Origin of the sequence: Glutamicibacter mishrai (genome assembly GCF_012221945.1) — a bacterium.
GTDB classification, from domain to species: Bacteria; Actinomycetota; Actinomycetes; order Actinomycetales; family Micrococcaceae; genus Glutamicibacter; species Glutamicibacter mishrai.
The window spans coordinates 640449-653939 of record NZ_CP032549.1 but is presented as its reverse complement, the minus strand read 5'-3'; the positions used below and the strand labels follow the sequence as shown (position 1 = coordinate 653939).

7 protein-coding genes are annotated in these 13491 nt (G+C 58.4%); 6 read left to right on the top strand and 1 reads right to left on the bottom strand.

Annotation, left to right across the window (positions count from 1 at the left end; genetic code table 11):
• Positions 1 to 65 precede the first annotated feature (65 nt).
• A complete protein-coding gene (locus tag D3791_RS03100) occupies positions 66 to 1235 on the top strand; it encodes an acyltransferase family protein (RefSeq protein WP_028268339.1) in 1170 nt (389 codons plus the stop codon).
• On the opposite strand, the gene D3791_RS03095 is transcribed toward D3791_RS03100, so the two are convergent.
• Positions 1189 to 1686 carry an aminoacyl-tRNA deacylase gene (locus D3791_RS03095; RefSeq protein ID WP_061955001.1) on the bottom strand — a complete coding sequence of 166 codons (498 nt, stop codon included), beginning with the start codon at positions 1684 to 1686 and terminating at the stop codon, positions 1189 to 1191. The genes D3791_RS03100 and D3791_RS03095 overlap by 47 nt on opposite strands.
• Positions 1687 to 2322: 636 nt before the next feature.
• Between D3791_RS03095 and rpoB the strand changes: the two genes are divergently transcribed.
• The 5 genes from rpoB (at position 2323) to fusA (ending at position 13463) form a co-directional block, all read left to right on the top strand.
• Complete coding sequence (gene rpoB / locus D3791_RS03090) at positions 2323 to 5829, top strand: DNA-directed RNA polymerase subunit beta (RefSeq protein ID WP_028268338.1); 3507 nt, start codon at positions 2323 to 2325, stop codon at positions 5827 to 5829.
• 97 nt (positions 5830 to 5926) lie between these two features.
• Positions 5927 to 9817: a DNA-directed RNA polymerase subunit beta' gene (locus D3791_RS03085; protein ID WP_022874143.1), complete on the top strand. Its 3891-nt coding sequence runs from the start codon at positions 5927 to 5929 to the stop codon at positions 9815 to 9817.
• Positions 9818 to 10434: 617 nt separating this feature from the next.
• Entirely contained in the window at positions 10435 to 10809 is a 375-nt protein-coding gene (rpsL, locus tag D3791_RS03080) for a 30S ribosomal protein S12 (RefSeq protein ID WP_013349694.1), read from the top strand.
• The gene (gene rpsG / locus D3791_RS03075; RefSeq protein ID WP_022874142.1) at positions 10809 to 11279 is read left to right on the top strand and encodes a 30S ribosomal protein S7; all 471 of its coding nucleotides are present in this window, start codon (positions 10809 to 10811) and stop codon (positions 11277 to 11279) included. Before rpsL ends, rpsG begins: the two co-directional genes overlap by 1 nt.
• Positions 11280 to 11348: 69 nt before the next feature.
• Positions 11349 to 13463: an elongation factor G gene (gene fusA, locus D3791_RS03070; protein ID WP_022874141.1), complete on the top strand. Its 2115-nt coding sequence runs from the start codon at positions 11349 to 11351 to the stop codon at positions 13461 to 13463.
• Positions 13464 to 13491 lie beyond the last annotated feature (28 nt).

Below are 13491 nucleotides of genomic sequence, written 5' to 3'. Positions count from 1 at the left end.
TCAGAATTGTTTTATAACGTTTCTATTAACAGCGTTTATTCAAGTTCATTGCATACGCTATTTACGTGTCGAATTCTCTAGCTCCACGGACCCACGCACCTGCGCCGAGACTTGGTCTACTAGACGCACTGCGTTTCACCGCTGCCCTGATAGTGGTGTTCTACCACTACACGGCCTGGGGGCACGAACACTGGGGGACTAAGGCCCCGGAATTCTGGCCGGTACTCTCTGAATTCACCCGCTACGGACAGCTGGGCGTCCAGCTCTTCTTCCTGATCTCGGGCTTCGTCATCCTGATGTCCCTGCAAGGCAAGAACGTCATAGGCTTCATCGGGTCACGAGTCGGGCGATTGTATCCCGCCTACTGGGTGGCGGTCATCGCCGCCGCAGTATTGTCACTGAAAATCTGGCCAGCAGGCAACGACGGACGAACCGCCAGCGACATCCTGCCCAACCTGACCATGATGCAGTCAGCCTTCAACATCCAGGATCTTGATGGCGTCTACTGGACGCTCTGGGTGGAACTGCGCTTCTATATCCTGTTGGCTATCCTCTTGGCTATCGGACTTGTCAAGAACAAGCACATCATGTGGCTCTGCGCGCTATGGCCCGCCATCGGCTTGTACCTGCATTTCACCCAGCTCGACGAGGTCCAGGACTGGTTCGCCGGACAGTACGCCGCGCTCTTCGCAGCAGGTATGATGCTGTACCAGATCTACCAAAGCGGCCACACGCTCATGCGCTGGCTGCTGCTGATCTTCAACACGGCAATCGCAGCCTTCTTCACTGGAACCAAGGGGCGCTTCGACGCTGACTACCTCTCCGGACTCGACGTCCCAGCCTGGCACTTTCAGGTACTCGCCGTCGCCTGTGTAGCCCTGTTGGCCATTTGCACGCTCACCCCGCTCAAGCACATTCAAGCCAAATGGATGGCTGTTGCCGGTTCGCTGACGTTCCCGCTCTACCTGTTCCACCAGCTGTGGGGATGGTGGATCATCGAAGAACTGCACGGCACCATCAATAAGTACGTGCTGCTCTTCGGATTGGTCGCAGTCATGCTTGGCTGGGCCTACGTTGTTGCCCGCTTCGTCGAGAAGCCGCTGGGATTGCCGCTGCGCAACGCCACCATCAAGTCGCTGACCTTCGTGGCTGAAGGAGCCAAGAAGGCGTTCAGCCGTCCGCCGCTAACTATGCCGGAGCCGAAATATCAGCAATCGTGGCATCAAAGCCGGTAACCAGGTCGTTGGGGCGAACCAGCAAGCCATGTCCCCGATCACCGCTGCCTAGACCGATATGCTCCGGAACCGGCTCATCGAAGACGCTGGCATCGATGAACACCGGTAGCACGGTGTGCGAGCCGAAGGGAGTGATCGTACCGCTTTCGTAGTGAGTGACATCCCAAGCGACATCCTTTTCGGGAAGCGAAAGCTTATTCACGCCCAGTTGGCTTCGCAGCTTCGCCCAGTCCAGTTTGCGGCCGCCGGGAATCAGCGCGAACACGAAGGTGTCATCGGATTTCTTGATCACCAGGGACTTGAGCAGATGGGCCGGCTGGATGCCTAGTGCTTCGGCTGCTTCCTCCAAGGAGTTCACCTTCTGGCGCGGCACCAGCTCGATGGGGATATTGCGGCGTGAGGCGTCGAGGGTAACCCGCGTCAATGCTTCATCTGACTGCAACTTATTCATTGGATCTCCTGACCTTCGATGTTTGCCCCAGCATAGTCATATGGGCTTGAAGATTCCATGACGTCCAGGCGCATGTTCGGTGGGGGACCGGCTGCAGGCCGCTATCCCGGCATCAGGGAATAGAACACCTGTGCCAGTGGTTGAGGGAGCGTAGGAAGAATTTCAACTGTGGTGTGAAAGCTTGTCCGCGGGGCTCCGAACGTCCGTTGGATGAGACGGCATCAGCGATGTGACAAAACGCATAAAGCTTCAAGTTTGCAGACCTTGGGGGCTTTGGCGAACAGCCGGAAGTTGTGCCCGATGAGGCTGATTTATGCGAAAAACCGCGGGATCAGTAGGCGAAATGCGAGTTGCGCAAGCCCTCATGCAAGGAGGCGGAAACCAGTGGATTTTCGCAGTTCCCGGGCTCTGTGCCTGGCTGGGAATTGAAGGGCGAAAACTATAGCACGGATTTGTGCACCGAGTATCGACAACCGCAAATTACTCCGGTAGAGTAGAAATTTGCGCCTTACTGTTTGCGCGCGCGGCCTTCATATAGCGGTGGGTTCGTGCGGTCCAAAAAGAGGAACTGTCCTATGGCAGGTAACTTAGCACGGTAAGCGTTCGGAAACCTGACGGTCTTTGGAAGGATCCATCTTGGTCGCCTCGAGCAACCCTAACAACCAAACCGCTAGTTCGGCTCGCGATGCTGCATACGCTGGCCGACTTTCTTTTGCAAAGATTCACGAACCACTTGAAGTGCCTAACCTGTTGGCATTGCAGACCGAGAGCTTTGACCGCCTCGTCGGCAATCAGAACTGGGTAGAGCGTCTGGCCAAGGCAGAAGCCGCTGGCGACTTCAGCGTGCCTAACACCTCTGGCCTGGCTGAAATCTTCGAGGAAATCTCCCCAATCGAGGACTTCCAGGACACCATGTCCTTGAGCTTCTCGGAGCCGGAGTTCGCTGATCCCAAGTACTCGATCGCAGAGTGCAAGGACCGCGACGCCACCTACGCGGCACCGCTGTATGTCAAGGCCGAATTCATGAACAATGAAACCGGCGAAATCAAGCAGCAGACCGTGTTCATGGGCGATTTCCCGCTGATGACCGAAAAGGGCACCTTCATCATCAACGGCACCGAGCGTGTTGTTGTATCCCAGCTGGTGCGCTCCCCAGGCGCATACTTCGAGTCCGCACCGGACAAGACCAGTGACAAGACGATCTACTCGGCACGAATCATCCCATCGCGTGGTGCATGGTTCGAGCTGGAAATCGACAAGCGCGACCAGATCGGCGTACGCCTGGACCGCAAGCGCAAGCAGTCGGTCACCGTGCTGCTGAAGGCACTGGGCTGGAGCGAAGAGCAGATCCTGTCCGAGTTCGGCCAGTACGATTCGATGCGCGCTACCTTGGAAAAGGACAGCATCAAGGATCAAGACGAAGCACTGCTGGATATCTACCGCAAGCTGCGTCCAGGCGAGCCTCCAACGGTTGAGGCTGCCCAGGCTCTGTTGAAGAATATGTACTTCGAGCCTAAGCGCTACGACCTGGCCAAGGTCGGACGTTACAAGCTGAACCGCAAGCTCGGTGTCGAGACTCCGGTTAACGCTGAGAACGCATCAGTGCTGGCACTCGATGACCTCGTTGCCATGATCCGCTACCTCGTCGCGCTGCACGCCGGCGAGAAGACCGTTCAGGGCACCCGCAAGGGCGAGATCGTCGACATCCCAGTGAACATCGATGATATCGACCACTTCGGCAACCGTCGCATCCGCGCCGTGGGCGAACTGATCGAGAACCAGGTCCGCACCGGCCTGTCCCGCATGGAGCGTGTTGTGCGCGAGCGCATGACCACCCAGGATGTCGAGGCAATCACCCCGCAGACCCTGATCAACATCCGCCCGGTTGTTGCTGCGATCAAGGAGTTCTTCGGAACTTCGCAGCTCTCGCAGTTCATGGACCAGAACAACCCGCTGGCCGGCCTGACCCACAAGCGCCGCTTGTCGGCTCTGGGCCCAGGCGGTCTGTCCCGTGACCGCGCCGGCATGGAAGTTCGAGACGTTCACCCATCGCACTACGGACGTATGTGCCCGATTGAAACTCCCGAAGGCCCGAACATTGGTCTGATCGGTTCGTTGGCAACCTACGGCCGCATCAACGCCTTCGGTTTCATCGAAACTCCATACCGTCGTGTGTCCAACGGTGTCGTCTCCAACGAGGTCGACTACCTGACCGCGGACGACGAGCTGCAGCACTACATCGCACAGGCCAACGCGCCTCTGGACGAGAACGGCCGCTTCGTTGAAGAAACCGTTCTGGTTCGTGAAAAGGGCGGTGGCGGCGAGCCTGTTATCGTCGACGCGGCTGAAGTGACCTTCATGGACGTTTCGCCTCGCCAGATGGTTTCGGTAGCAACCGCGCTGATTCCGTTCCTCGAGCACGACGATGCCAACCGAGCACTGATGGGCGCCAACATGCAGCGCCAGGCTGTGCCGCTGCTGAAGTCCGAGCGCCCGCTGGTTGGTACCGGCATGGAGAAGTTCGCGGCAGTTGACGCCGGCGACTCCGTCGTTGCCTCCAAGCCAGGTGTGGTCACCGAGGTTTCTGCTGACCTGGTCGTCGTCATGAACGATGACGGCACCGAGTCGATGTACCCGATCATGAAGTTCGCCCGCTCGAACCAGGGCAACGCCTACAACCAGCGCGTGCGCGTGTCCGAAGGCGATCGCCTGGAATTCCAGTCGATCATCGCCGACGGCCCGTCCACCGACTCCGGTGAGCTGTCCCTGGGCAAGAACCTGCTCGTGGCATTCATGTCCTGGGAAGGCTACAACTACGAGGATGCGATCATCCTCTCCCAGCGCATGATCTTCGACGATGTTCTGACCTCGATCCACATCGAAGAGCACGAAGTTGACGCTCGCGACACCAAGCTCGGTGCCGAGGAAATCACCCGCGACATCCCGAATGTCTCGGAAGATATCCTTTCCCAGCTTGATGACCGCGGCATTGTCTACATCGGTGCCGAGGTTGAAGCCGGCGACGTACTGGTTGGCCGTGTCACCCCTAAGGGCGAGACCGAGCTGACCCCGGAAGAGCGCCTGCTGCGTGCCATCTTCGGCGAGAAGTCCCGCGAAGTCCGCGATACTTCCCTGAAGGTTCCGCACGGCGAGTCCGGCACCGTGATCGGTGTTCGCATCTTCGACCGCGACAACGACGATGACCTTTCCCCTGGTGTGAACCAGCTGGTCCGCGTCTACGTTGCCCAGAAGCGCAAGATCTCGATCGGTGACAAGCTTGCAGGCCGTCACGGTAACAAGGGTGTCATCTCGCGCATCATGCCGCTGGAAGACATGCCATTCCTGGAAGACGGCACCCCGCTGGACGTCATCCTGAACCCACTGGGTGTGCCAGGCCGTATGAACGTCGGCCAGGTTATGGAAATCCACCTGGGTTGGGCTGCCAAGCAGGGCTGGAAGATCGAAGGCGAGCCTGAGTGGGTCAGCGATCTGCCGAACCTGCCACGCGAGTCCGGTTCCACCACCGTGGCAACCCCGGTCTTCGACGGCGCTTCGGAAGAGGAAATCCGCGGCATCCTGGATTCGACCAACAAGACCCGTGACGGTGTGCGCCTGATTGGCAACTCCGGCAAGGCGAAGCTGTTCGACGGCCGCTCCGGCGATCCGTTGCCAGATCCGATCTCCGTTGGCTACATGTACATCTTGAAGCTCCACCACCTGGTGGACGACAAGATCCACGCCCGTTCCACCGGTCCATACTCCATGATCACCCAGCAGCCACTGGGTGGTAAGGCCCAGTTCGGTGGCCAGCGCTTCGGCGAAATGGAAGTTTGGGCACTGGAAGCTTACGGTGCCGCTTACACGCTGCAGGAAATCCTGACCATCAAGTCGGATGATATCCACGGCCGCGTGAAGGTCTACGAAGCTATCGTCAAGGGCGAGAACGTTCCAGAGCCTGGTGTTCCAGAATCGTTCAAGGTGCTCATCAAGGAAATGCAGTCGCTGTGCTTGAACGTCGAGGTACTGGGTACCGACGGCAACACTATCGAAATGCGTGAGTCGGACGAGGAATCGTTCCGCGCCGCTGAAGAGCTGGGCATCGACCTTTCACGGTCGGAGCCGAACTCCGTAGAGGAAGTTTAATTCGACGCCCTGCCTGCAGGATCCTGCAGGCAGCGGCGGAGAATCCAACCCTCATTCGTATCGACTTCAGACACCACAGAAGAGAGAAAAGGACCATATGTCCAGCGATTCCTCATTCGGCCTCATGCGAATCAACCTTGCCACCGCGGAAGAAATCCGTGGATGGAGCTACGGCGAGGTCAAGAAGCCGGAAACCATTAACTACCGCACCCTGAAGCCGGAGAAGGACGGTCTTTTCTGCGAAAAGATCTTCGGCCCTTCCCGGGACTGGGAATGCTACTGCGGCAAGTACAAGCGCGTGCGCTTCAAGGGCATCATCTGCGAGCGTTGTGGCGTTGAGGTGACCCGTGCGAACGTTCGTCGTGAACGCATGGGCCACATCGAGCTTGCTGCTCCAGTGACCCACATCTGGTACTTCAAGGGCGTTCCATCGCGCTTGGGCTACCTGCTTGATCTGGCTCCGAAGGACCTCGAAAAGGTCATCTACTTCGCTGCCTACATGATCACCAGCGTGAACGAAGACCGTCGCCACGCTGAAATGCCTAACCTGCAGGCACAGCACGATCTGGAACTGCGCAACCTGGCAACCAACGCCGAAGCCGACAAGAAGGCTGTTGCAGCCGACCTGGAAGCAGAGCTGGAGCGTCTGGAAGCAGACGGCGCCAAGAACGCCGAGCTGAACAAGGCACGCACCCTGGCCGAGAAGACTGTTCTTCAGATCGACAAGCGCGCCAAGGCCGAGGCCGAGCGCCTGCGTGCAGTATGGGAGCGCTTCAAGAACCTGAAGGTCGCTGACCTCGAAGGTGACGAAGGCCTGTACCGCACCATGCGCGAGAAGTACGGACTGTACTTCGAGGGCTCCATGGGTGCAGAGGCAATCCAGAAGCGCCTGGAGAACTTCGACCTGGCTGCTGAAGCTGAAGAGCTGAAGACCATCATCGAGAACGGCAAGGGCCAGAAGAAGGCTCGCGCCCTCAAGCGCCTGAAGGTCGTCAACGCATTCCTGGCCAATGGCAACTCGCCAAAGGGCATGGTGCTCGACGCCGTTCCAGTGATCCCGCCAGAGCTGCGCCCAATGGTCCAGCTCGACGGTGGCCGTTTCGCCACCTCGGACCTGAACGACCTGTACCGCCGCGTGATCAACCGCAACAACCGCCTGAAGCGTCTGCTTGATCTTGGTGCACCTGAGATCATCGTGAACAACGAAAAGCGCATGATGCAGGAAGCTGTTGACTCGCTGTTCGACAACGGCCGCCGTGGCCGTCCGGTCACCGGTCCAGGCAACCGTCCGCTGAAGTCCCTGAGCGACATGCTCAAGGGCAAGCAGGGTCGTTTCCGCCAGAACCTTCTGGGTAAGCGCGTTGACTACTCGGGCCGTTCGGTCATCGTGGTTGGCCCGCAGCTGAAGCTGCACCAGTGCGGTCTGCCTAAGCAGATGGCACTGGAGCTCTTCAAGCCGTTCGTGATGAAGCGCCTGGTTGACCTCAACCACGCACAGAACATCAAGTCGGCTAAGCGCATGGTCGAGCGTTACCGCCCACAGGTTTGGGACGTTCTCGAAGAGATCATCACCGAGCACCCGGTATTGCTCAACCGTGCACCAACCCTGCACCGTTTGGGTATCCAGGCCTTCGAACCACAGCTGGTTGAAGGCAAGGCCCTGCAGCTGCACCCATTGGTTTGTGGCGCATTCAACGCTGACTTCGACGGCGACCAGATGGCAGTTCACCTGCCGCTGAGCCCAGAAGCACAGGCTGAAGCCCGCATCTTGATGCTGTCCTCGCACAACATCTTGAAGCCTTCCGATGGCCGTCCAGTGGCACTGCCTTCGCAGGATATGATCATCGGCCTGCACCACTTGACCACCAAGCGTGCTCACGAGGTCGGCGCCGGTCGCGTGTTCTCCACCATCTCCGAGGCCATCATGGCCAAGGACCGTGGCGAGCTGCACCTGAACGCTCCGATCAAGGTTCGCGTGCCGAACTTCGTTCCTTCTGACGAGCAGCCTGCTCCAGAAGGCTGGGAGCCAGGTACCGACGCACTGCTGGAGACCTCGCTGGGCCAGGTGCTGTTCAACGACACCCTGCCTGAGGATTACCCATGGGTTGCCCGCGTTGCCGGCAAGGATGCACTCTCGGAGATCGTCAACGATCTGGCAGAGCGCTACCCGAAGGTCATCGCAGCCGCTACCTTGGATAACCTGAAGGATGCCGGTTTCTACTGGGCTACCCGTTCGGGCGTCACCGTGGCGATCTCGGATATCACCTCGAACATGGACAAGGCCGCAATCCTTGCGCCATACGAAGAGCGTGCCGCCAAGGTCCAGGCTTCCTACGACAAGGGTCTGATTGCAGATACCGAACGTCGCCAGGACCTGATCGACATCTGGACCAAGGCTACCGATGAGGTTGCCGAGGCCATGAAGAACGGCATGGAAGAGCTGAACACCATTAACCGAATGGTGACTTCCAAGGCTCGTGGTAACTACCTGCAATTGCGTCAGATTGCCGGTATCCGTGGCCTGGTGTCCAACCCTAAGGGTGAAATTATTCCTCGCCCGATCAAGTCTTCCTACCGTGAAGGCCTGTCGGTTCTGGAGTACTTCATCGCAACCCACGGTGCCCGTAAGGGTCTGGCCGATACCGCACTGAAGACCGCAAACTCGGGTTACCTGACCCGTCGTCTGGTTGACGTTTCGCAGGACGTTATCGTCCGCGAAGAGGACTGCGGTACCAAGCGCGGCTTGACCGTTGCCATTGCGGATAACTCCGCTGGCATCCGCGTCAAGCACGAAACCGTTGAGAACTCGGCTTACACCCGTACGCTCGCCGCCGACGTAAAGGACGCCGAAGGCAACGTACTGGCTACCGCCGGTTCCGATGTGGGCGACGTTCTGATCGATTCCCTGTACAACGCAGGCGTGGATGAAATCCGCGTTCGCTCCGTACTGACCTGTGATTCGGCTGTCGGAACCTGTGCACTGTGCTACGGCCGTTCGCTGGCCAGCGGCAAGACCGTGGACATCGGCGAGGCTGTCGGCATTATCGCCGCACAGTCCATCGGTGAGCCTGGTACCCAGCTGACCATGCGTACCTTCCACACCGGTGGTGTAGCGTCGGCTGACGATATCACCCAGGGTCTGCCTCGTATCCAGGAATTGTTCGAAGCCCGTACCCCTAAGGGTGTGGCTCCGATGTCCGAGGTCACCGGTCGCGTGTCGATCGAGGACGACGAGAAGCAGCTGCGCGTTGTGGTTACCCCGGACAACGGCGACGAGAAGCAGGCCTACCCGGTTCTGCGCCGTGCTCGCCTGTTGGTCGAGGAAGGCCAGAACATCGTTGCCGGTACCCAGCTCACTTCCGGTACCTTGGATCCGAAGCAGGTTCTTCGAGTCCTCGGCCCACGTGAGGCACAGAAGTTCCTGGTCCGCGAAGTCCAGGATGTGTACCAGTCCCAGGGTGTAGGCATCCACGATAAGCACGTGGAAGTCATCGTCCGCCAGATGCTGCGTCGCGTCACCGTGATCGAGTCCGGCGAAACCGACTTGCTGCCAGGCGAGTTGGCCGACCGTTCCCGCTTCACCGCTGCGAACCGCAAGGCTGTCTCGGAAGGCAAGCGTCCAGCTGCCGGCCGTGACGAGATGATGGGTATTACCAAGGCATCGCTGGCTACGGACTCGTGGCTGTCGGCTGCTTCCTTCCAGGAAACCACTCGCGTCCTGACCCAGGCCGCGATGGAAGGCAAGGAAGATCCGCTGCGCGGTCTGAAGGAGAACGTGATCATCGGTAAGCTGATCCCGGCCGGTACCGGTCTGGATCGCTACACCCAGGTCAACGTTGAGCCAACCGATGAAGCAAAGGCAACTTTGTTCACCGGCACCTCGGCCTTCTCCTCGGGTCTGTACGACGATGCACTGGACGGCGGGCTGTCGCCTGAATTCCGGGCCATCTCGATGGACGACTACGACCACGGTTCGGACTTCCGCTAAACCGGAACGAACACCGCTAGGTAGTTGACCCGACGCCTGCCCACACCAACGTGTGGGCAGGCGTCGGGCGTTTAACCGCCGTGTTGCCGTGTGGCCGGGCCGCCGGCCGGTGCCGGGAGATGGCGGGGGAGCGGCACGGTCAAAGAATGGAAAACTAGTAGGTAAGTCCTCTGGGAGATAAAACTACTAGAGATTAAGTCTCAATCCGTGGTTCGGACCCATTGGCCTGCAGGCGCCACCTCGGATTCAGACGCCGGCCACCTGCGGGTCGTCTGCCGTTCAGTTGGCGGCGATAGCCTGCCAATGCGAGACTGCCAAGCTGGTTCCGCGCCGGGCGTGACCAGCGGGGCGACGGTGATTTCGGTTACTGGAGATGGTGGGTCGGCGGATTCATGCTAGACTGAAATCAATTGTTTTATGTGTGGCAAAATGGACACAGTCCGGGTTGCGGGTAGGTTGCGCAACGAATGCCACACTTTCGCACGCCTAGGGACTTTTAGATCCTGGTTGAGCGGTAAAGCAAGCAGCTAGCTCCACGAAGGAAGCACCGAAACTCTACTAGGCAAAAGTGCTTATGACGTGGTGCCGACAAACTTAGACAATGGAAGGACACGAAAGTGCCTACTATTCAGCAGCTGGTCCGCAAGGGCCGCTCGCCTAAGGTCGTCAAGACCAAGGCCCCTGCCCTGAAGGGCAACCCAATGCGCCGTGGCGTATGCACCCGTGTGTACACCACCACCCCAAAGAAGCCAAACTCGGCTCTGCGTAAGGTTGCACGTGTGCGCCTTGCCGGTGGCGTCGAAGTGACCGCTTACATTCCAGGTGTCGGACACAACCTGCAGGAACACTCCATCGTGCTCGTTCGCGGTGGTCGTGTGAAGGACCTTCCAGGTGTTCGCTACAAGATTGTACGTGGTGCTCTGGATACCCAGGGTGTGAAGGATCGTAAGCAGGCTCGTTCCCGCTACGGTGCAAAGAAGGATGGTAAGTAATGCCTCGTAAGGGTCCGGCGCCAAAGCGCCCACTAGTTTCTGATCCAGTCTTCGAATCCCCATTGGTCACCCAGCTGATCAACAAGGTTCTCGTAGACGGCAAGAAGTCCACTGCAGAGCGCATTGTTTACGGTGCACTCGAAGGTGCCGCTGCAAAGTCCGGTACCGACGCTGTTTCGACTCTCAAGAAGGCTATGGATAACATCCGCCCAGCCCTTGAGGTTCGTTCCCGCCGTGTCGGTGGCGCGACCTACCAGGTTCCTGTAGAGGTAAAGCCAGGCCGTGCAACTGCACTGGCTCTGCGCTGGTTGGTTGGCTACTCGAAGGCTCGCCGCGAGAAGACCATGATCGAACGTTTGATGAACGAGATCCTGGACGCATCGAACGGTCTGGGTGCCGCTGTGAAGCGTCGCGAAGACACTCACAAGATGGCCGAGTCCAACAAGGCCTTCGCACACTACCGCTGGTAAGAAATGCTTGAACGTGCTGGGCATCAACCGATGCCCAGCAGTTCTCGCCTCACCTTTTAGGGAGACAACGTGGCACAGGACGTGCTTACTGACCTGAACAAGGTCCGCAATATCGGCATCATGGCCCACATCGATGCCGGTAAGACCACTACTACTGAGCGCATCCTTTTCTACACGGGTGTGAACCACAAGCTCGGTGAGACCCACGACGGTGCGTCGACCACCGACTGGATGGAGCAGGAAAAGGAACGCGGTATCACCATTACCTCCGCGGCCGTGACTTGCTTCTGGAACAAGAACCAGATCAACATCATCGATACCCCAGGCCACGTTGACTTCACCGTTGAGGTGGAGCGCTCGCTTCGCGTGCTCGATGGCGCCGTTGCCGTGTTCGATGGCAAGGAAGGCGTTGAGCCTCAGTCTGAGACCGTTTGGCGCCAGGCTGACAAGTACGACGTTCCTCGTATCTGCTTCGTCAACAAGATGGACAAGCTGGGCGCCGACTTCTACTTCACCGTAGAGACCATCGTCAAGCGCCTGGGTGCCAAGCCGCTGGTTATGCAGCTGCCAATCGGCTCCGAGTCCGAGTTCACCGGCGTTGTAGACCTGCTGAGCATGAAGGCATTCGTTTGGGAAGGCGACGCCAAGGGCGACGTCACCATGGGTGCTGCTTACGAAACCCGCGAAATCCCTGCCGACTTGGTTGAGCGTGCTGAAGAGTACCGCGCCAAGCTGGTTGAAGATGTTGCCGAGGCTTCCGAAGAGCTCATGGAAAAGTACCTCGAAGGTGAAGAAATCACCATCGACGAACTCAAGGCTGGCATCCGCAAGCTGACCGTGAACTCCGAAGCTTACCCAGTATTCTGTGGTTCGGCCTTCAAGAACCGCGGCGTGCAGCCAATGCTCGACGCTGTGATTGAATACCTGCCATCCCCACTGGATGTTGGCGCTATGGTCGGTCACGATCCAAAGAACGAAGAAATCGAGCTCACCCGCGAGCCTTCCGAGGATGCACCATTCTCGGCACTGGCTTTCAAGATTGCTGCTCACCCATTCTTCGGTCAGCTCAACTTCATCCGCGTTTACTCCGGCAAGGTAGAGTCCGGCGCTCAGCTGCTGAACTCCACCAAGCAGAAGAAGGAACGCGTTGGCAAGCTCTTCCAGATGCACTCCAACAAGGAGAATCCGGTAGACGAGATCCACGCAGGTCACATCTACGCTGTGATCGGCCTGAAGGATACCACCACCGGTGATACCCTTTGCGATCCAGCTAACCCAATCGTTCTTGAGTCGATGAGCTTCCCAGATCCAGTGATCTTCGTGGCTATCGAACCAAAGACCAAGGGTGACCAGGAGAAGCTGTCGACCGCTATCCAGAAGCTGTCCGCGGAAGATCCAACCTTCACCGTTTCGTTGAACGAAGACACCGGCCAGACCGAAATCGGCGGCATGGGCGAGCTTCACCTCGACATCCTGGTTGACCGCATGAAGCGCGAATTCCGCGTGGAAGCAAACGTTGGTAAGCCACAGGTTGCATACCGCGAAACCATCAAGAAGGCTGTGGAGAAGGTTGACTTCACCCACAAGAAGCAGACCGGTGGTTCGGGTCAGTTCGCAAAGGTCCAGGTCTCGTTCGAGCCTCTGGAAGTTGTCGATGGCGTAACCTACGAGTTCAAGAACGCCGTTACCGGTGGTCGTGTGCCTCGTGAATACATCCCATCCGTTGACGCTGGTATCCAGGAAGCAATGCAGTACGGCATCCTGGCTGGCTACCCACTGGTTGGTGTGAAGGCTACCCTCATCGATGGTGCATACCACGATGTTGACTCCTCGGAAATGGCGTTCAAGATCGCTGGTTCGCAGGTATTCAAGGAAGGCGCACGCCGCGCTAACCCTGTTCTGCTCGAACCACTGATGAGCGTTGAAGTTCGTACCCCGGAAGAGTACATGGGCGACGTTATCGGCGACCTGAACTCCCGCCGTGGCTCGATCACCGAGATGTCCGACGCTGCAGGCGTCAAGGTCATCAAGGCTGGCGTTCCACTGTCTGAGATGTTTGGTTACATTGGTGACCTGCGTTCGAAGACCCAGGGTCGCGCAGTTTACTCGATGACCTTCGACAGCTACTCTGAGGTCCCGAAGGCAGTTGCCGACGAGATCGTTCAGAAGTCCCGCGGCGAGTAACCGTCTCGGAACCAAAACTTGGCCGTGA

What these genes read in the sequence shown, in the direction of transcription:
- D3791_RS03095 (WP_061955001.1), bottom strand. Translation starts at nt 1,686, where the DNA reads ATGAATAAGTTGCAGTCAGATGAAGCATTGACGCGGGTTACCCTCGAC.
- D3791_RS03085 (WP_022874143.1), top strand. Translation starts at nt 5,927, where the DNA reads ATGTCCAGCGATTCCTCATTCGGCCTCATGCGAATCAACCTTGCCACC.
- rpsG (WP_022874142.1), top strand. Translation starts at nt 10,809, where the DNA reads ATGCCTCGTAAGGGTCCGGCGCCAAAGCGCCCACTAGTTTCTGATCCA.